The organism is Psychrobacter sp. ANT_H56B, assembly GCF_008369245.1.
Taxonomy (GTDB): Bacteria; Pseudomonadota; Gammaproteobacteria; order Pseudomonadales; family Moraxellaceae; genus Psychrobacter; species Psychrobacter cryohalolentis.
Window position 1 is genome coordinate 381569 of the sequence record NZ_VOBF01000001.1, and the last position, 18932, is coordinate 400500.

Annotated in this window: 17 protein-coding genes; 8 read left to right on the forward strand and 9 right to left on the reverse strand. The window is 43.5% G+C overall.

Features of this window, described 5'->3' with window-relative positions; all coding sequences use genetic code 11:
• The first annotated feature begins 8 nt into the window (after positions 1 to 8).
• Positions 9 to 2192, forward strand: a complete 2184-nt coding sequence (locus FQ082_RS01495; RefSeq protein WP_149491775.1) for a 3-hydroxyacyl-CoA dehydrogenase NAD-binding domain-containing protein — start codon at positions 9 to 11, stop codon at positions 2190 to 2192.
• Positions 2185 to 3243 carry a CaiB/BaiF CoA transferase family protein gene (locus FQ082_RS01500; RefSeq protein ID WP_149491776.1) on the forward strand — a complete coding sequence of 353 codons (1059 nt, stop codon included), beginning with the start codon at positions 2185 to 2187 and terminating at the stop codon, positions 3241 to 3243. The genes FQ082_RS01495 and FQ082_RS01500 overlap by 8 nt, the downstream gene beginning before the upstream one ends.
• Positions 3244 to 3712: 469 nt before the next feature.
• Here FQ082_RS01500 and FQ082_RS01505 read toward each other — a convergent pair whose 3' ends face one another.
• Positions 3713 to 4618: a LysR family transcriptional regulator gene (locus FQ082_RS01505; protein WP_020443688.1), complete on the reverse strand. Its 906-nt coding sequence runs from the start codon at positions 4616 to 4618 to the stop codon at positions 3713 to 3715.
• A gap of 150 nt (positions 4619 to 4768) precedes the next feature.
• Between FQ082_RS01505 and FQ082_RS01510 the strand changes: the two genes are divergently transcribed.
• From FQ082_RS01510 to FQ082_RS01525, 4 genes are all read left to right on the forward strand, one after another.
• Positions 4769 to 5158 (forward strand): DoxX family protein, encoded by a 390-nt coding sequence (locus FQ082_RS01510; RefSeq protein WP_149491777.1) that lies wholly within the window; start codon positions 4769 to 4771, stop codon positions 5156 to 5158.
• A gap of 77 nt (positions 5159 to 5235) precedes the next feature.
• The gene (locus FQ082_RS01515) at positions 5236 to 5958 is read left to right on the forward strand and encodes a YoaK family protein (protein WP_149491778.1); all 723 of its coding nucleotides are present in this window, start codon (positions 5236 to 5238) and stop codon (positions 5956 to 5958) included.
• A 238-nt stretch (positions 5959 to 6196) separates the two neighbouring features.
• Positions 6197 to 6907: a pirin family protein gene (locus FQ082_RS01520; protein ID WP_149491779.1), complete on the forward strand. Its 711-nt coding sequence runs from the start codon at positions 6197 to 6199 to the stop codon at positions 6905 to 6907.
• 135 nt (positions 6908 to 7042) lie between these two features.
• The gene (locus FQ082_RS01525) at positions 7043 to 7651 is read left to right on the forward strand and encodes a nitroreductase family protein (protein ID WP_149409524.1); all 609 of its coding nucleotides are present in this window, start codon (positions 7043 to 7045) and stop codon (positions 7649 to 7651) included.
• Positions 7652 to 8060: 409 nt separating this feature from the next.
• On the opposite strand, the gene FQ082_RS01530 is transcribed toward FQ082_RS01525, so the two are convergent.
• The 4 genes from FQ082_RS01530 to speB all read right to left on the reverse strand — a co-directional run bounded on the left by FQ082_RS01530 (position 8061) and on the right by speB (position 12445).
• Positions 8061 to 9467: a YjiH family protein gene (locus tag FQ082_RS01530; RefSeq protein ID WP_149491780.1), complete on the reverse strand. Its 1407-nt coding sequence runs from the start codon at positions 9465 to 9467 to the stop codon at positions 8061 to 8063.
• Between the two features lie 137 nt (positions 9468 to 9604).
• The gene (locus FQ082_RS01535; protein ID WP_410477370.1) at positions 9605 to 10831 is read right to left on the reverse strand and encodes a thiamine pyrophosphate-dependent enzyme; all 1227 of its coding nucleotides are present in this window, start codon (positions 10829 to 10831) and stop codon (positions 9605 to 9607) included.
• A gap of 60 nt (positions 10832 to 10891) precedes the next feature.
• Positions 10892 to 11356, reverse strand: coding sequence for a thiamine pyrophosphate-binding protein (locus FQ082_RS13110; protein WP_262498121.1), 465 nt, complete (start codon positions 11354 to 11356; stop codon positions 10892 to 10894).
• A gap of 120 nt (positions 11357 to 11476) precedes the next feature.
• A complete protein-coding gene (speB, locus tag FQ082_RS01540; RefSeq protein WP_020443695.1) occupies positions 11477 to 12445 on the reverse strand; it encodes an agmatinase in 969 nt (322 codons plus the stop codon).
• A gap of 226 nt (positions 12446 to 12671) precedes the next feature.
• Here speB and FQ082_RS01545 point away from each other — a divergent pair, with 226 nt between their 5' ends.
• Positions 12672 to 13592 carry a LysR family transcriptional regulator gene (locus FQ082_RS01545; protein WP_149491781.1) on the forward strand — a complete coding sequence of 307 codons (921 nt, stop codon included), beginning with the start codon at positions 12672 to 12674 and terminating at the stop codon, positions 13590 to 13592.
• Positions 13593 to 13624: 32 nt separating this feature from the next.
• Here FQ082_RS01545 and nhaC read toward each other — a convergent pair whose 3' ends face one another.
• The 4 genes from nhaC to hppD all read right to left on the reverse strand — a co-directional run bounded on the left by nhaC (position 13625) and on the right by hppD (position 17765).
• Positions 13625 to 15049 carry a Na+/H+ antiporter NhaC gene (nhaC, locus tag FQ082_RS01550; RefSeq protein ID WP_149491782.1) on the reverse strand — a complete coding sequence of 475 codons (1425 nt, stop codon included), beginning with the start codon at positions 15047 to 15049 and terminating at the stop codon, positions 13625 to 13627.
• Between the two features lie 92 nt (positions 15050 to 15141).
• Entirely contained in the window at positions 15142 to 15483 is a 342-nt protein-coding gene (locus FQ082_RS01555) for a 4a-hydroxytetrahydrobiopterin dehydratase (protein ID WP_020443697.1), read from the reverse strand.
• A 95-nt stretch (positions 15484 to 15578) separates the two neighbouring features.
• Positions 15579 to 16454, reverse strand: coding sequence for a phenylalanine 4-monooxygenase (phhA, locus tag FQ082_RS01560; protein WP_149491783.1), 876 nt, complete (start codon positions 16452 to 16454; stop codon positions 15579 to 15581).
• 204 nt (positions 16455 to 16658) lie between these two features.
• Positions 16659 to 17765 carry a 4-hydroxyphenylpyruvate dioxygenase gene (gene hppD, locus FQ082_RS01565; protein ID WP_149491784.1) on the reverse strand — a complete coding sequence of 369 codons (1107 nt, stop codon included), beginning with the start codon at positions 17763 to 17765 and terminating at the stop codon, positions 16659 to 16661.
• A gap of 154 nt (positions 17766 to 17919) precedes the next feature.
• On the opposite strand from hppD, the gene FQ082_RS01570 reads away from it, so the two are divergent.
• Positions 17920 to 18849, forward strand: a complete 930-nt coding sequence (locus FQ082_RS01570) for a LysR family transcriptional regulator (RefSeq protein ID WP_149491785.1) — start codon at positions 17920 to 17922, stop codon at positions 18847 to 18849.
• The last annotated feature ends 83 nt before the right edge of the window (positions 18850 to 18932 follow it).

Genomic DNA, 18932 nt, shown 5'->3' on the forward strand with positions numbered 1-18932 from the left:
GATATCGAATGAACACAAACAGCGTAAATGCCATTAATGAATTAAACAGTTTTTCAGCAGAATCAGACAACGGTATTATTACGGTTACTATCGATCAAGTAGATCGTAAAATGAATGTCATCGGTGATGGCTTTAATGACGCCTTTGCCACATTGACTGATGCTTTTGTCAACGACCAAGAAGCAAAAGGTTTGATTTTAACGTCTGGTAAATCAACCTTTGTAGTTGGCGCAGATATTAACCAACTGGCCACTATTGAAACTGCTGAGCAAGCGTTTGACTTGGTTGAGGACTTAAAAACTAGCCTGCGTAAACTTGAAAATTCAGGTAAGCCAGTGATTGCTGCCATTACTGGTACGGCACTAGGTGGCGGTTTAGAGCTTGCTTTAGCCTGTCATTATCGTATCGCTATTGATTCTTCAAAGACCTCGTCTAAAACCAAGCTGGGTTTACCTGAAGTCAAGCTTGGTCTATTACCTGGTGGTGGCGGTACTCAGCGTCTGCCACGTTTGATTGGTATTCAAAAAGCACTTGAGCTGATGACGCAAGGCAAAGCGCTTAGCGCACAGCAAGCGATTGACATTGGTCTTATCGATGACGTGGCTCATGACAATGATGAGCTTATCAGTAAGGCTAAAGCGTGGATTAATGAAAACCCAAAAGCGCAGCAGCCATGGGACAAAAAAGGCTTTAAAATCCCAGGCGGTGACAGCAAGCATCCTAAAATAGTGCAAGTATTTTCGATTGCGCCAGCGATGGCAAATCAAAAATCACACGGCAATTATCCGGCAATCACCCATATCTTATCTAGCGTATTTGAGGGCTGCCTAACCGATATCGATAACGGTCTTAAAATCGAATCACGCTTTTTTGTCGCTTGTGTATTATCAGACGCGTCCAAAAATATGATAAATACGCTTTGGACACAGTTAAATAGCATTAAAAAAGGTCAGTCACGCCCAGAAGGGTTTGAGCGTTCTAAAGTAAGCAAAGTCGGCATACTTGGTGCTGGCATGATGGGTGCTGGTATTGCTTACGTCTCAGCTAAAGCGGGTATGGAAGTGGTGCTGTTAGATACGGCTATCGAAGGCGCTGAAAAAGGCAAAAACTATTCTACTAAGTTGCTAGACAAGGCGATCAGCCGTTGTCGTTCAACGGAAGAGAAAAAACAAGCACTGTTAGACCTTATTAAAACCACAACGTCTTATAACGATTTAGAAGGCTGTGATTTAATTATCGAAGCGGTATTCGAAGATGTAGACATTAAATCTGAATGCACGCGTAATGCTGAAGCAGTAATTCCAGAAAATACCGTTTATGCGTCAAACACGTCTACATTGCCTATCACTGAACTGGCCAAAGCTAGCAAGCGTCCAAACCAGTTCATCGGTCTACATTTCTTCTCTCCAGTAGATAAGATGCCATTGGTTGAGATTATTGTTGGCGAAGAAACCGATGATGCCATTTTGGCTAAAGGTTTTGATTATGTCGGTCAAATCGGTAAGACACCGATCGTTGTCAATGACAGCCGAGGCTTCTACACTTCTCGCGTCTTTGGTACTTATGTCTCAGAAGGTATTGCCATGTTAAGTGAAGGTATTCACCCACGCAGCATCGAAGTGGCTGGTATGAAGTCAGGTATGCCGATGCCGCCACTCGCACTGCAAGATGAGGTGTCACTAAGCCTATCATTACATGTCATGCAGCAAACCAAGCGTGCCTTAGAAGCGCAAGGCAAAACCTTTACACCGCATCCAGCCATGCCAGTGGTAGAAAAAATGGTCAAAGAACTTGGCCGTGAAGGTAAAAAGGTTGCTAAAGGCTTCTATGACTATCCGCAAAATAGTGAAAAGCATTTATGGTCTGAGCTCACTGAACTGTACCCAACGACAGATGAGCAGCCATCTCAGCAAGACTTGGTAGACCGCCTACTTTACGTGCAAGCCAATGAGACTGCGAAGTGTTTCGAGGAAAACGTCGTACGTACGGTAGCTGATGCAAACGTAGGTTCAATCTTCGGTTGGGGCTTTGCACCGAACCAAGGTGGTACATTACAGTTCATCAACTCAGTAGGCGTTGATAAATTTGTTGAACGTAGCCGCGAGCTTGCTAGCAAATATGGTAAGCGGTTTGAACCGGCTCAAATATTAGTGGATATGGCTTCAAGTGGTGAGGAGTTTATTGATGGCTAATCAAGCTGATACTATGAAAAACTGCCTAGAGGGGCTGCGCGTTGTTGATTTGACGCGCAGCCTCCCAGGACCATTTGCCACGCGACTGCTTGCTGACTTGGGCGCGGATGTTATTAAGATTGAACCGCTTAATGGTGATCCTGCCCGCGCCTTTGGCGAGCTTTTCACCGCGTTAAACCATGGTAAAGAGACTCAAAAAGTTGATTTTCGTGATTCAGCAGGTATTGAAACAATCAAAACGCATCTTAAAGATGCCGATATGATGCTTGATAGTTTTCGCCCCGAAGTGCTTGAAGGTATGGGGCTGGACGCTAAGACCCTGCATGCTATTAATCCAAAGCTGGTTATGGTATCGATTACGGGTTATGGCGTTGTTGATGGCGAGAGCATTACCCATGATTGGGCTAATAAAGCTGGTCATGACATCAACTTTATGGCGATGAGCGGCGTGCTTGATCAGCTCAAAACCGCAGATGGTGATCAAGCAATGCCTAATATCCAGTTTGCAGACTTGGCAGGCGGCAGTGATACGGCAGTCATTACCCTTTTGGCTGCCGTGTTGTCAGCACAGCGCACGGGTAAAGGTCGTCACGTTGCGGTCAGTATGACCCATAGCTTGTATCAGCATCTGGTCATGCCAAAAGCAACTGGTAAGTTGGTTGCAAGCTTTTCTGGTAAAAACCCAAAGCCGGAGCATGATTTTTTAGGTGGTCTACTACCCTGCTATCGTTTGTACAAAACAGCAGATGATCGTCATATGGCAGTCGGCTCTTTAGAGCTGAAGTTTTGGCAAGGTTTATGTGACGTATTAGAATTACCTGAGCTCAAAACTAAGCATTGGCAAATGGGTGTCATGCCTAATACCAGAGACAGCCAAGAAGCGGCGCAATTGGTCGCTGATACCTTTGCCAGTTATGGTCTTGCTCACTGGCAGCAGGTTTTTGAATCGGCAGATGTGTGCGTTACGCCAGTTCTTACACTAGAGGAAGCGCGCGCGCACCCTTTATTTACGCACCAAGATGAGCATGGTGCAACATTAGGCTGGCAGTAAAATGACATACTAAGGACGCTATGTTAAAGTTAGTCGTCAAAAACCAAAGAAGGTTTATGCTGGAAAAAATCGTTCATGATACCAACATTAAAACTGTCAGCAGCAGCGGTATCGACACGATGGACACAAAAGGCTATATAAAATCTTCGTCGTTAAAGCAGGTCTAAGTTTGACTAAAGAGGAAGTCTTGTAATTTTGCAAAGAAGGTTTGACGGGATGTAATAGTTATCGCGGTGATAGCAATAAGACACGGCACATTAACCTAAAACATTATTTGCATTGTTGTTTTTAATTATTTTTATTCAGACATTTTGAGACATCAAAAATAACCACTAATAATTACTCATTTAGTTAAGAGCAGTCGTTGTCAGTGCCATGGGAAAGTATTTAACACCTACTAAGTTGCTCTAAGCGAATCTATACAGGCATTACAAACTTAAGCAAAACAAACACCAACGCATAAACAAAGTTAAAAACGATCCCAATAAGGATCATCGCCAAAACGCTCAGCGATAAAATCGATTAGATAACGGCAGCGCTGCGATAAAAATCGGTTTTTGGGATAAACAGCATAAGCATTTAAAGTCGGTAATTGATACTGCTGCATGATGGGCACAAGTGCACCACTGGCTAAGGTTTTGTAAGTAATAAAATTGGGCAAAAAAGCGATTCCATGACCTTTTACCGCCATTTCTCGTAAAAAGTCGCCATTATTGACCTTTATCTTTGAGTTGATAGCGACTTGGTGCTTTTTACCTTGCTCGTCTATGAGCTCTATCGTGCTGGATTTGTTTAGACCGTATTGTAAAAACTCATGCTTGGCAAAATCTTCTAGGGTAGTTGGTGTGCCCATTTTACTCAAATATTCAGGGCTGGCACATAAGGTATAGCGAATTAGCGCCAGACGTTTGGCTTGATAGCTCGAGTCCTGCAGTTCTCTAATACGAATCCCCAATTCAAACCCTTCTTCAACCAAATCTGTATGCCGATCAGAGAAATCGAGCTCAAAGTTCAAATTGGGATGCTGATTGGCATATTCATCAATGACATCATTTAGATGCATCAAGCCAAATGACAATGGCGCGGTCATTTTTAAGGTGCCCTCGATACGCGTAGGCGCACCACTGGTTTCTTCGTTTAGGGCGTCAACTTCGCTCAGTATATTGTTCACCTTTTGGTAATACTGCTCACCGGCTTGGGTTAAGTTGGATTGGCGCGTGGTGCGGCTAATAAGTTGACTGCCTAACCGCGTCTCTAAATCCTTGAGGCGACGGCTAACCGCTGATTTGGCAATATTTAGTTGTTCGGCAGCCTTGGTAATGCTACCGGCTTCAACAATGCGTACAAACATTGCCATGTCTTCTAATTGTCCCATATAAGATGCTCCTTGACTGTTCTCTAAATAAGAACTGTTATTTGCGATTATTACGGTTTATCTATACATGGTCAACAATTAAAATATAATCATTACTTAGCGACATACAAACGATTTAGATCCACATTGTGACATTTTTGGAGAATTACTATGGATAAATTACAAGAGCTTAGCGCCCCAATTGGTCGCCTATTTTTATCAATGATTTTTATCTTTTCAGGCTTTACCAAAATCACAGGCTACGCTGCTACTCAAGGTTATATGGAGTCGATGGGCGTACCGGGTATGCTATTACCGTTGGTGATTGCCCTTGAGTTATTTGGTAGCATTGCTATTTTGCTTGGTTTTAAAGCACGCCTGATTGCGTTATTGTTCGTGGGTTTTAACATTATATCAGCACTGCTTTTCCATCATTTCTGGATTGATGAATCACAAATGAACCCGTTTATGAAAAACATCGCGATAGCAGGTGGTTTCTTGATGATTTTTGCTCATGGTGCAGGCGCTTATTCGATTGATCACAGCAACACGCGTAGATAATTGCCTATAACTAAAAATAAGAAAACAATGGTTAAACGTGTATTTATACTCACTTATACTTATGACAGCTCCTTATCATGACAACTAACGCTCACAGCCCATCTAATGATAACTTACCAAGTTTTTGGCAGCGTCATCAAACGCCTGTGTTATTGACAGTGGTTGGCGGTGCCATTGATACCATTGGTTTTATCACCTTATTTGGTTTCTTCACCGCACATGTCACGGGTAACTTAGTGATGGCGGGCAGTGGCTTGGTTAAAGGTGAAGCCGGTCTATGGATTAAACTTGCCGCCTTACCGTTATTTATTTTGACGGTCATGGTGACCAAGATATTTATTGACCATAGTAAAAATAAACAGCTAACGCTGAGCCATTTATTCTTAACGGAAGCATTTTTTCTGACCACTTTTATGATTGCCGGTTTGTACTATCAGCCTTTTGTCGATGCTGGTGATATAACCGTGGCGATAACGGGTGGATTAGGCTTAATTGCGCTGGCGATTCGTAATACCGCTAGTAAAACAGTGATTAAGCATATGAGTCCGACAGTATTGATGACGGGTAATACTACGCAACTGGGTATCAATCTGACCGATTACTTGGTCAGTCGCACAGCCGACAATCGCAAAAAACTGGCACACAGCTCAGTATTGGTATCTAGCTTTTTAGTAGGTGCATTAGTGGGTGCATTGTTATATATGCAGCTAAGTTTTTGGGCAGTAGGCTTATTTGTTTTGCCCGTGCTGTATCTATCAGTTAGGGCGCGTGATAAAGACTTTTTACAACATATCGCGTAATGGATTTTTGGGTTTATAGCAACCGTTATGCAACTGACCCTGTTATAGAATCCATGGTTCCACTATGAATATGTGGCGCTATCTCTGCCATACAATTGTTCTAAAAAAAAGAATAGTTAATTGCAGTTAACGTTGTTTATCTATTATAGGACAACAATTATAATAGACCCATTGTTTAAACAAGTTAATTAATAATAAATTTATAGACATTTAACCTATTAATATCTAAGGATAAATTATGAAAACGATCTATCATGCAGCAGACTCTCGTGGCGATGCCAACCATGGCTGGCTAAAAAGCCGCCACACTTTTAGCTTTGCTAACTATCATAATCCAGAACGTATGGGTTTTGGTGCGCTACGCGTCATCAATGATGACTTCGTCATTGGTGGTCAAGGCTTTGGTAAGCACTCACACCGCGATATGGAAATTATCAGTATTCCTTTATCGGGTAAGCTCGGTCACGGCGATAACATCGGTAATAATGGCATCATCGAAACCGGTGAAATCCAAGTAATGTCAGCAGGTACTGGTATCACGCACAGTGAAATGAATGGCGATGACAAAGAAGAGGTGAAGTTCCTACAGATTTGGGTCATCCCAAATAAAATGAACGTTGAGCCTCGTTATCAGCAAGTTCGTATGGACGATATCCTAAAGCCAAATGAGTTTAATCAAGTATTGTCACCCAATGCGGACGATGCAGGGGTATGGATTCATCAAGATGCTTGGTTTAGCATGGGTGATTTTGATAAAGGTGTTACCCAAACCTATCAGCTAAAAGATCCTAACAATGGTGTTTATGTCTTTGTCATTAGCGGTAAAGTCGTTGTAAACGGTAACACTTTGGATACCCGCGATGGCCTTGGTGTTTGGGATACTAAGAACTTTACGATGGACGTCATCGATGATGCTAAAGTATTGCTAATGGAAGTACCAATGAGCTAATGGACGCTTCAATGCATTTTAATTTATCTATACTAAAGGATAATTATTGGAAGTGTAGATACTGCATATAACCATTAATAGTACCGATCATTTATTAGTTCGAATCAATTTATATTAACCATGTGGAGAAATACTATGTCAGACCTAAATACCTTACAACAACTTGCCGAAAAACGCCGTTCTATCTATGCGTTGAGCAATCAATTGCCCGTATCGAATGACGAAGTCGTTAAGTTGGTTGAGCATGCAATCTTGCATACGCCGTCGTCGTTTAACTCACAATCGACGCGTGTTGTCGTATTGTTTGGTGAAGAGCATCAGAAACTGTGGAATATCACTGAAGAGACGCTACATGCAATCGTTGGCGATGAAGAGAAGTTTAAGTCAACAAAAGACAAAATCGCGGGCTTTAAGGCGGGTGCAGGTACAATCATGTTCTTTGAAGATCAAAGTGTCGTGAAAAGCATGCAAGAAAACGCGCCGTTATATGCGGATAAGTTCCCCATTTGGGCACATCAAACCAACGCGATGCATCAGTATGTTATTTGGACGGCTTTGGCCAGTATCGACGTTGGCGCAAATCTGCAACACTATAATCCTATTATCGATGACAAAGTTGCTGAAGCATGGAATATTGACAAAGACTGGACGCTAAACGCTCAAATGGTATTTGGTGCTATCGAACAGCCTGCAGGCGACAAAACGTTTAAGCCTGTTGAAGAGCGCATGAAAGTATTCGGTTAATATCGCATAGTTTTCAATACTAAGCTGCTCACAATATAGACAATAAAACCGCTATCGAAATATCTTAGCGGTTTTATTGTTTTGACATTCTTTATTGGTTTTAACAGTACGGTACAGCCTGCAGCCAATGCAAAGGCTAATTTCCAAGAGTAGCTACCGTTAGAAAATTCCACAGGACAATAAGCGCACAGATATCAACAGGTGTAAGACCGATAGACTTGAGTAGCGACATCCACTGCTATAGCTACGTGGACTTCTGCGCTCAGTCTGGTCGTAGTAATCACCTCTCCTAAATTTGGGTCATATAATGCATAAGTATCTTTCTCATCATCTCGGTCTACCGCTTCAATAGCTACCTTTAATCAGGCACAACCGACTGCTTGCATAGCATTACGCACAAGCACATTTTTTAATACAACAGATGCGCCACGGTAGTAATAACCACCAAACTGATCAGCGTGCGCAGAATAAAAATCATAAATAGCTCTAGCACATTCAGCTTAATATTTGATTTTAGAATCAGCGCGCCTACCTCAGACATATAGATAATCTGGGTAATAGAAGCTGCGCCAACGATAAAGCGCGTCATTTCACTCTCGATACTTTTACCGACCAAAGCAGGCAGATACATATCAGCAAAGCCCATAATCATCGCTGGTGCCGCTTCAGCAGCCTCTGGAATTTGCAGCAACTCAAGCACTGGTACGAGCGGTGCCGACAACCAATTAAATACCGGCGTGTACTCGGCTAAGCCAAGACCGATGGTACCGATAGCAAAAACCACCGGAATTAAGCCAAAATAGATATCAAACAAGTTCTTTAAGCTGTGTTTAAAAACTTTACCCAAGCTTGGCATAGAGTGCGCGCGCGTGATTGCACGGTTGATCGCCCATTGATAGGTGGTGTACTGAGCCGGAATCTCTTCATCAAGCATGCTCTTACCTAAGTGATAAGTATCAGGTTTCAAAGACAATGGTGGTAGGTGCGGCATGATAATGGCAGCAATAAAGCCCGTTAAGGCAATGGTCAGATAAAAATACACAAAGTTATTGTCAACGCCGATGGTTTTGGCAACCACATAGGTAAAAGCGATGGAGGTGACTGAAAAAGTCGTTGCGATAATGGCTGCTTCACGCAGACTATAATAGCTTTTATTGTACTCTTGCATGGTGACCAGCAAGCCAATGGAAGCCGCGCCAAACCAAGAAGACATCGCATCGACCGCAGAGCGACCGGGTAACTTAAACAATTTAACAAACACTTTGCTGGATAAAGTACCCAAGAATTCCATCAAACCAAAATCCGTCAGAAACGGCAAAGATAAAATGGCAAAAAAGAACAAAGGAATCAAAATAGGGATAAGGTCTTCAAAAATCACGCCGCCGGTATTGCGGTTGATAATAAACTCAGGTCCGATTTGTAGGTAAATCATCCAAACAAATAGCGCCCCTAAAAACCGCGCAGCAAGCCAAAACCAATCGACATCAAACAACTTTGCGCGCATAGAATCGGCTGGCATATTAGGCTTCAAAACTTTGACCGCTAGCACCCCTACAAAGGAGACTGTAACAATCGCTAATGCAGCGTAAACAACATAACCTCCAACCAATGCTTGCAAGGTATCGGTAAGCACTCCTAATAAAATAGTGACCTTGCCGTCCCATTGAAACGGGATGATAAATAACGCAATACCCAATGCTGAAAACAGCAAGAACTTCCACATTGCGGCGCGCCACTGTGCGCCTTGCGGGGTCTCTGACACACTAACATGATTGCCCAATATGGGCTGCTGCGATTGATCAATAACATTTGACATCTGATTCCTCCTTGATAGGCGACGATCGCCAAATTTCTTTCTTTCGCTATCCAATCTATCCATAGATTGAGCGAATTGAACAAATAGTTGAATGCCGTTTTATTAGTTATTTTTCGTGTAAATGACGCTTTAGTACATTAGCTAAAACAGGTAAAACTCTTACCCATTTCAAGAAGAAATTCGTCAGCTTCATCAACCTCATAAATAATCGGTTGCTTGCCTTTGATGTCCTTTTGCAATGCCTCGAGCAGCTGCTGCTTATCCGTGATTCGACGATAACCTGCGCCAAATCCTGCGGCTAATGGCTCAAAATTCGGTGTTTTGATATTAACCCCAATCAGTGGCAAGCCGCCCTCTTCCATATAGCGGCGAATCTCACCGTAACCTTGGTTGTTCCATAACAGCACAATCAATGGCAGCTCAAGCTCGGCGGCGCAGATTAATTCTGCGATGGTAAACTGAATGCCACCATCGCCAATCAGGCTAATAACTGGCGCTTTTGAGCCAATCATGGCACCAATCGCGGCAGGCAAACCATAACCCAAAGTGCCAAAGCCAGTCGATGAGTTAAACCATCGACGCGTGGCTAAAGCCTCAAAACCAAGGTTGCCACTATAAACAGGTTGGGTTGAATCGCCAACGAAAATGACGTCTTTTACTTCATCTCGAATCAGCTGTAGCAGTGCGTTTTGACCAGCAAAATCTGGCGTCATTTCTTCTATCAACGCTTGCTTTACCTTTGCTACTAGCGGTGCTGCTTGATGATTCAGCGGTTGATTCTCTAAGCGCGTACATAAACCGCTGATAGCCATTTGCGCGTCTGACAATAGCGCAATATCTGCTCTAAACGGACGCTGTAATTGCTGAGCATCGCAGTCGATACGAATCAGCGTGCCATTGATTTGGAACCCACCATTAAAAAAGACGTCATAATCAGTCTCACCAAGCTCAGTACCTATCGCCAATACTAAGTCGGCCTCGCTAATGACAGCGCGACCAACAGCCAATGACTGATTGCTACCCAAACTCAGCGGATGAGCAGGCGGCAGTAAACCTTTGGCATTAATGGTCAAAAACGTCGGTGCATCGATAAGTTCTGCCAATTTTTGTGCGTCATGATTAACATCAACGCAGCCGCCGCCGTAAAGTAAGACTGGATTTTTTGCGCTTTTAAGCTGCTCAATAATCAAATCCAATTGCGCAGGATGAGGTAGCGGTTTGTTTGCTTGTAGTTGCGTCAAAATATTATTAGTAGATTGGCTGTTTAGAGAAGCATCTCGCTTATTTAGCTTATTTAACTTAGGCGGCTTGGCGACATGACTGGCATCGGCGGTAATCACATCAATAGGCAGCTGGATATGCACCGGCCCTGGACGCGTGCCATTAAATAACGCAAAAGCTTCAGCGATGACTTTTGGTAATGACTAAGGCTGCCAAATCGTTTTACTCATGAGCGCAACCTTACTGACCATACCTTGCTGATCGTGCAATTCATGCAAGTGCCCTTCACCGCTGCCGGTATGCTGCACTTTATTGACACTAGATATCACCAGCATCGGGATAGAATCTGCCAATGCTTGCGCCATCGCCGTCATGATGTTGGTCATGCCGGGACCGGTGATGATAAAGCATACCCCGACTTTACCAGAAGCGCGGTAATAACCATCCGCCATAAAGCCTGCGCCTTGCTCATGACGCGGTGTCACGTGGCGGATATCGGTATTGGGCAGGCCACGATATAGCTCGACCGTATGTACGCCCGGAATACCAAATACCGTCTCAACCCCATAATACTCTAGCCACTGTACGAGTAGCTCACCGCAAGTTAGAGATGAGGCAGTTGGCACGGAATTTGGCAATGAAGAAGGCGTTTGGAGAGAATGCGTCATGAGTTAATCATCCTAAAAAATTCAATAGCAATTAAATAAGTCGTTCAGTATCAAATCCAAGCTAAACCCAAACTGACCTTTAATTCCCTATAAAAGGCAATTTAAGATTATAAGTTATGCTCAATAAATGGCTTTGACCTTATCGTCATAGCGCACGCCCGGTAGGATACATAGCATCTCAAATAGCAGGTTCGCGGCTAGTACCGAGGTGTTACCAAACGGGTCATACGGCGGTGACACTTCTACTAAATCGCCACCGACCACATCAAGGCCACGCATACCGCGAATGATTTCAATACCTTGCGTTGACGTCAAGCCACCGATTTCAGCGGTTCCCGTACCCGGTGCAAACGCAGGATCAATCCCATCAATATCGAAACTTAAATATACTGGGCCATCGCCTAATTTTTCGCGCACTTCTGCCATCAATGGCGTCAGCGACTTGTACCAGCATTCCTCAGCAGGCACTACGCGAAAGCCTTGCTCGGTTGACCAATCAAACTCTTCAGCACTATAACCCGTACCACGTAAGCCAATCTGTACCACACGATTGCCATCAATGAGATTTTCTTCGACAGCTCGGCGGAATGGCGTACCATGGGCGATTTTTTCACCAAACATTTCATCATTGATATCGGCATGCGCATCGATATGCACCATACCAACAGGGCCATGTTTTTTGGCGAGCGCACGCAAAATAGGCAAGGCAATGGTATGATCGCCGCCTAAGGTTAAAGGAATAGCGCCATGACTGACGATTTTATCGGTATAGAATTTCTCAATAATATCGACGCTTTTTAGCAGGTTAAAGGTATTGATAGGCACGTCGCCAATGTCAGCGACCTGCAAAGACTCAAAGGGAGCCGCGCGAGTGGCGACATTATAAGGGCGAATCATGCGTGACTCATCGCGAATCTGTCTCGGACCCAATCTTGCACCGCTACGGTTTGATGCGCCAATATCTAAAGGCACCCCAACGAAAGCCACATCCAGTCCTTCGGCATCGGCTTGGGTTGGCAGGCGCATCATAGAAGCGAAGCCGCCAAATCTTGGCATGTCGTTGCCGCTTAATGGTTGATTGAATTTCATCACTCACATCCTTGTATCGATTGGTCAAAACAGACAATTTGTCTATATTACTTTTATCTATGCCACTTTTTCTATAGCTCTGACAATACCTAAATATCAGAGGCGAGACCATGGTAAAATTTAGAAGTAAACTTCTGATTTTTCGTAGTAACTTTGATTTATTCGTTATTTATAGAAGTTTTATAAAGAGTCGGTTAAGACAATAGATAGGGGGACATGACCTTCAATGCTAGATGAATTGATAAAAATTGACATCAAAACCCTGCGGAGCTTTATGGCCATCGTAGAGTGTCAAGGTGTGACCGCCGCGCAGTCACGCTTAAATGTCACGCCGTCTGTCATCAGCGGTCATTTGACCCATTTAGAAGACCGCTTGGGTATGACACTTTGTCATCGTGGACGCGCGGGTTTTAAGCTGACAGAAGATGGGGCAGCGGTTTATGAGGCTTGCTTAAGTTTTACCGAAGCGGTGGCAAGCTTTCAGCATCAATTGCATTATATTCGTCAATTAGACTCTGTGCATGGCGGTCATATTCGATTATGTCTTATCGATCAGATGCCAACGGTTTTTTATGATGCGTTACGTCAGTGCTTGGCTGCGAGCTATCGTAATAATCCATTGATACATTTTTCTATCGATGTGCAAAGCCCTGAGAGTATGCTTGATAAGCTTTTAAGTAATGAAAGTGATATTGGCGTGGGATATTTTGGCAGCTTCCCACCCCTATTGACTTTTCAGCCAGCATTTATCGAAAAGCAAGTGGTTTGCTGTGGACGTGAGCATCAGCTATTTTATAAGGCGGAAGGTTTAACCTTTGAGGATTTGGAACACAACTATCCATGGATAAAACGAGGCTATATTACTGATTTGAGTATCAATCATGTCCGCCCAAAAACTTTAAGCGCCACCACTTACCATATGGAGGCGACCGCGCAATTAATTTTGGCAGGTCATCATGTCGGCTACTTGCCCAATGATTTGGCAAAGCGTTATGAAGAGATGGGGATGATGAAAATACTACTGCCCAATGAGGCAAGTTACGAGGTCAAGCATCATTGGGCTTATCGAGAAAACCTTCATAAGCACGTCGCTGATTTTTTAGAGCAGATGATTAGCCTATTACGAAAAAACCCCTTTAAAGAATGAATATTCTTTAAAGGGGTTTATGTAGCCGTTATTTAATTAACGGCTTGTGCTTTTTGATGCTTACGGACGCTAGACCCATCTTTACGCGTAATCGTTATCCCTGTAAAGCCAAACAATATCGTCAGTAGCAGTGATAAATAACAGAAGAACGCATAAGGTAGATAATCAAGCACTGGCACACCTAACGCTTGGCTGATAAACACACCGCACACACTCCATGGTACAAGTGGATTGATCACTGTACCGGCATCTTCAATGGTGCGTGATAGATTTTTTGGATGCAAGTTCAAGCGCTCAAACGTCGGACGAAATGCCGTACCCGATAAAAGAATACTCAAATACTGCTCGCCGATAAGGACATTGATACTGAGTGCTGACATGGCAGCGGCAAAAATGGCGCGTCCTGCTGTCGTTAAACTGTCTTTAATACCAGATAACAAGGCTGGTAAAATTCCCAATGCCGTCAACAATCCGCCTAAACTCAGCGCCAATATTACGATGGCTTGAGTAAAGAACATACTTTGCACACCGCCACGCGACAGCATACCACCCACTTCACCAAGCTCCAATGATTCTGCGGGTGTATAACCTGCAAAGAAATAACCGCCCAACTGCCCAACGTTTGGCGTGCTATGCATATAAGTAATGATAATTGCCACAGCAATGGTACAAATAATGGTGTAAATGGCATTAACTCGAAATAGAGCCAGCGCAATCAAGACCACAAATGGCAATACCGCATAACCATGTACCAAACCACTGTCAATCAACTGTCCTTTTAGCACCGTTACTTGACTTAAATCTGAGCCAGCTGTCTGTCCTGAGAAAAACCAAAATAATATAACTGTTAATATCCATGCTGGTACCGTGGTGTACATCATATTGCGTATATGCTCAAACAAATCGATGCCTACAACGGCTGAAGCAATGGTACAAGTATCCGATAATGGCGACATTTTATCACCAAAAAATGCCCCTGATACCACAGCGCCTGCCGCTATCGCAACGTTAGCATCAAAGGCATCACTCATACCAATGAAAGCCACGCCAAGCGTCGCAGCAGTCGTCAAACTACTGCCCAAAGCAATACCAATAATAGAGGTCAATACAAAGGCGGAGATATAATAATACTGCGGCGATATCAGCTCAAAACCAAAATACATCAGCGTTGGGATGGCACCAGACATCATCAAAGCGGCGACCATCAAACCGATAAAGAAGAATAAATAGATCGCACCAATACCGCGCATAACGCCGGATGCCATTTGCGCTTGCATATCATCAAAACTTAATCCTTTAAATATACCAATGCCTAGCAGGACACAGATAGCGAGGATCAATGATAAATGCGGTACCCAGCCAAAGCCAATCATGGTAACGCCCATGATAGCAATGACAATGGCTGAAATCATAAATGCCAGCTGCGATGAGATTTGGGTTAGAATTTTTGGAGGCATCACACATCCTTAGAGTGCCAGTAGAGTCTGGCAACAGGGTTTGATTTTAGGGTGACAAGTTTAATCAGTTGCTAGCAGTATTGCTACTCTGATTATTTGGTGAGTAAGCTGTCGGTCTTGGCTGCCATGACAAAGTCATTGCGATGCAAACCTTTAATACTGTGCGACCACCAAGTGACCGTCACCTTGCCCCACTCTACCAATATGCCCGGATGATGCCCTTCTGCTTCAGAAATCTCAGCAAGCTCATTGGCAAATGCCATTGCTAAAACGAAATTCTTAAATTTATATTGACGCTGTAATTGCTTGATGCCATCGATTTCAATCAACGTCCACTCTGGTATTTGTTGTAATAACTCTGTTGCTTCGCTGTCGCTGACTGTCGGTGCGCCAATACGGCAGGCTTCACAGCTGGCTTGTGATAATGTCGTCATGATAATGTCCTTTTATATTAACTATTAGTTTTTTAATGAATGTACGTCCGTGTTGACGTTGGTTCCTTTTTTACTTATAAAAAATGCACTATCTATTAAGCGGTTTTGATAGCATATGTTGGCTCAAACAGTCCTAAACTCATCGCCTTTTTTACAGCGCCCATAATGTCGCTATTCACGATATCAAATAACGTATCCAAATCGTTAATTGCATAATAGATAGGCTGAATTTGATCAATACGGTAAGGCGTGCGCAATACGTCAATCAAATCAAACGCACGACAGTCCGGTTCATCGCTTAGGGCATAGATGGTTTCAGACGGCGAGCTTAAAATGCCGCCACCATAAATCTTGCGGGTTTCTTTGGTCGCGCCCATTAGACCAAATTCGATAGTGAACCAATACAGGCGTGCTAAATAAAGACGCTCTTGCTTAGTCGCATTGAGACCAAGCTTGCCATAAGTCTCATTAAAAGTTGCAAACGCAGGATGGGTCAGCAGCGGACAATGTCCGACGATTTCATGAAAAATATCTGGCTCTTCAATATAGTCCATATCATCAAAGCGGCGGATAAAGGTCGCAACCGGAAAGCGTTTATCAGCTAAAAGCTTGAAGAATTTACCGAAGCTGATTAACGCTGGTACAGCAGCGGTTTGCCAACCGGTACTGGCTTGCAATACTTCATCAATATCTTGTAGTTGTGGAATATGCGTTGCTGGTAGCTTGAGTTTCTCTAAACCCTCAAGATAGGCTGAACTGGCACGATTGGGTATTTGCTTGGCTTGACGTTCAAGCAGTGCTTGCCACATCGCGTTTTCATCGTCACTATAATGTATATGACCATGAGTATCTGGCTGACGCGATACGTAAGGTTGCTTCTTCTGAGTTAAATGATGAGTAGAAGCTTCAGTGCTTAACGAATTGCTACTGAGAGGCTTTGTGTACGCAGTTGTCTGGTGACGGCTTTCCATGCCTAGTTTCCTTATATTGCAATGAGTCTAATACCTTGGTATCAGTCATTTGCTTTATCTACTTTGTCTGCCTCGCTTTTAACGTTTATTATTAATAGCAGAGTCACAAAGGTAGTAAGGACAAGATAAACCCCTTTCATCTTGCCCTTTTGATACTTGTTTAAAAGTGCTTTTTTAAAGGCATTCTTAAGAAATCTCTGAAAATTATGGCGCTTCTGTCTCTATCTCTGTCTGACCAACCATGCCGCGGCGTACTTGGTCGCGCTCGATAGATTCAAACAATGCTTTAAAGTTACCTTCACCGAAGCCCTCTTCGTAATCGCCTTTACGCTGGATAAACTCAAAGAATACTGGGCTACCTAAGATGGTTTCAGAGAAAATCTGTAGTAGCAGACGCGGAACATCGCCCTCGGTCGTGCCATCTAACAAGATACCGCGCATCTGTAGCTCAGAGATATTCTCGCCATGACCTGCTAGACGCTCATCAAGCATCTTATAATAAGTATCATTTGGTGCCGTCATGAGTGGAATACCCATCTCTCGCAATTTGTCGATGCTAGACAATAAATCATCACTCAATAGCGCGATATGCTGGATACCTTCACCATTAAATTGCATCAAGTACTCTTCGATCTGACCGCCGCCCTGCTTTGACTCTTCGTTCAATGGGATACGAATTTTGCCATCAGGTGCAGTCATCGCTTTACTGGTCAAGCCAGTGTATTCACCTTTGATATCGAAATAACGGATTTCACGGAAGTTAAAGATACGCTCGTAGAAGTCAGCCCAGTAAGCCATGCGACCACGGTAAACGTTATGCGTTAGATGGTCGATGACTTTAAAGCCAAAGCCTTTTGGATGCTTATCAACATCAGGCAGATATTCAAAGTCGATGTCATAAATAGAGTTACCAGCGGTAAAGCGGTCGATAAGATAAATGAGCGAGCCGCCGATACCTTTGATCGCTGGGAGGCGTAACTCCATCACTCCTGTTTTGACATCGACTGGCTCAGCACCGTTTTCGATCGCTAAATCATAAGCTTGCTGGGCATTTTTTACACGAAAACCCATGCTACAAGCGCCGGCACCATGCTCACCTAAAAAGTAGCTGCCATGACTTTTTGGTTCGCGGTTTAATATGAGATTGATGTCTCCTTGGCGAAACAAGGAAACATCTTTTGAGCGGTGATTGGCGACATGGGTAAAGCCAAGGTTGCGAAACAGCTCTTCGACAAGCTCAGGCTCTTGTGAGACGAACTCAACAAAATCGAAGCCTTGTAGACCCATAGGGTTGTCAAATAAATCTGCCATTGTCATCATCCTTAATTGCAATTGGTGGTATAAAGCGCTAAAAATTAGCAAAAAATAAGTTTCATCAATCATTCCTATTGACGATTCATTTATATTAGATTAGCTTGATTTATAAGACTAATCGTATTTTTTGATTTATTTATCAGGTTTACTTATGAATATCAGCATTCGCCAACTTACCGCTTTTATCAAAGTCGCTGACAACGGCAGCTTTACTCGTGCCAGCGACCAGATGCATTTGACCCAATCTGCGGTCAGTGGATTGATAAAAGAGCTTGAATCTAGCCTTGGCATTGTGTTGTTTGATCGCACTACACGTCAGCTGTCGTTGTCGGCAGTTGGACGGCATCTATTGCCGCAAGCTCGGCGCATCTTAAATGAGATGCAGCTGTTTGAGAATGAAGCCAGTAGCTTAACGAGCTTAGCGCAAGGTCAAGTCAGGCTCGCCGTATCACAGTTTGCGGCCTCCTCTATGCCTGCGGTTATCGCTCAGTTTGCCAAAGAATATCCTGACATCAGCGTGTCTTTGCTTGATTGCTCAGCAGAAAATGTCTTAGAACACATTCAAAACATTGAGGTGGATTTGGGCGTGGGCACTGAGCTTGAATTTATGGACGCTGAAGATGACATCAGTGCCGACTTGTTATATCAGCTGCCATTCTGTGTGGTCATGCCTGATAGTCATGCGCTGGCATGTAAATCTGAAATTATTTGGCAGGATTTGATTGATACGCCGCTTATTACCCTGCAAGGTCCATTTATTGAGCAAGTGACCGCAGAGCTTGATGAGCGTATCGCAAACCACATACAACAAGCACGCTATAAAGTAAATTTTATGTCGACAGCGCTCGAGATGACCCGTCAAGGCTTTGGTATTACCTTGTGTCTGCCTTATATGCCTGAGGTGATAGACTGGGTCAGCGCTAATGGTTTGCAGATGCGACCTTTGACGCAACCTGTCAAAATGCGCCGATTCTTTATTTACCAACGTTCATCGCGAGCTTTATCGCCGGCGAGTATCGCTTTTAAGCATTTTTTGCAGGGCTACTTTGCGACCCATTTTGATGATTTGCAAAATATTTAACAGCCAGCTTTCTACCCTTTATCAAAACAAGTCAGACGATGATTCAAGAAAATGGCATCACTAGGCAAAAAAATGCATGAATT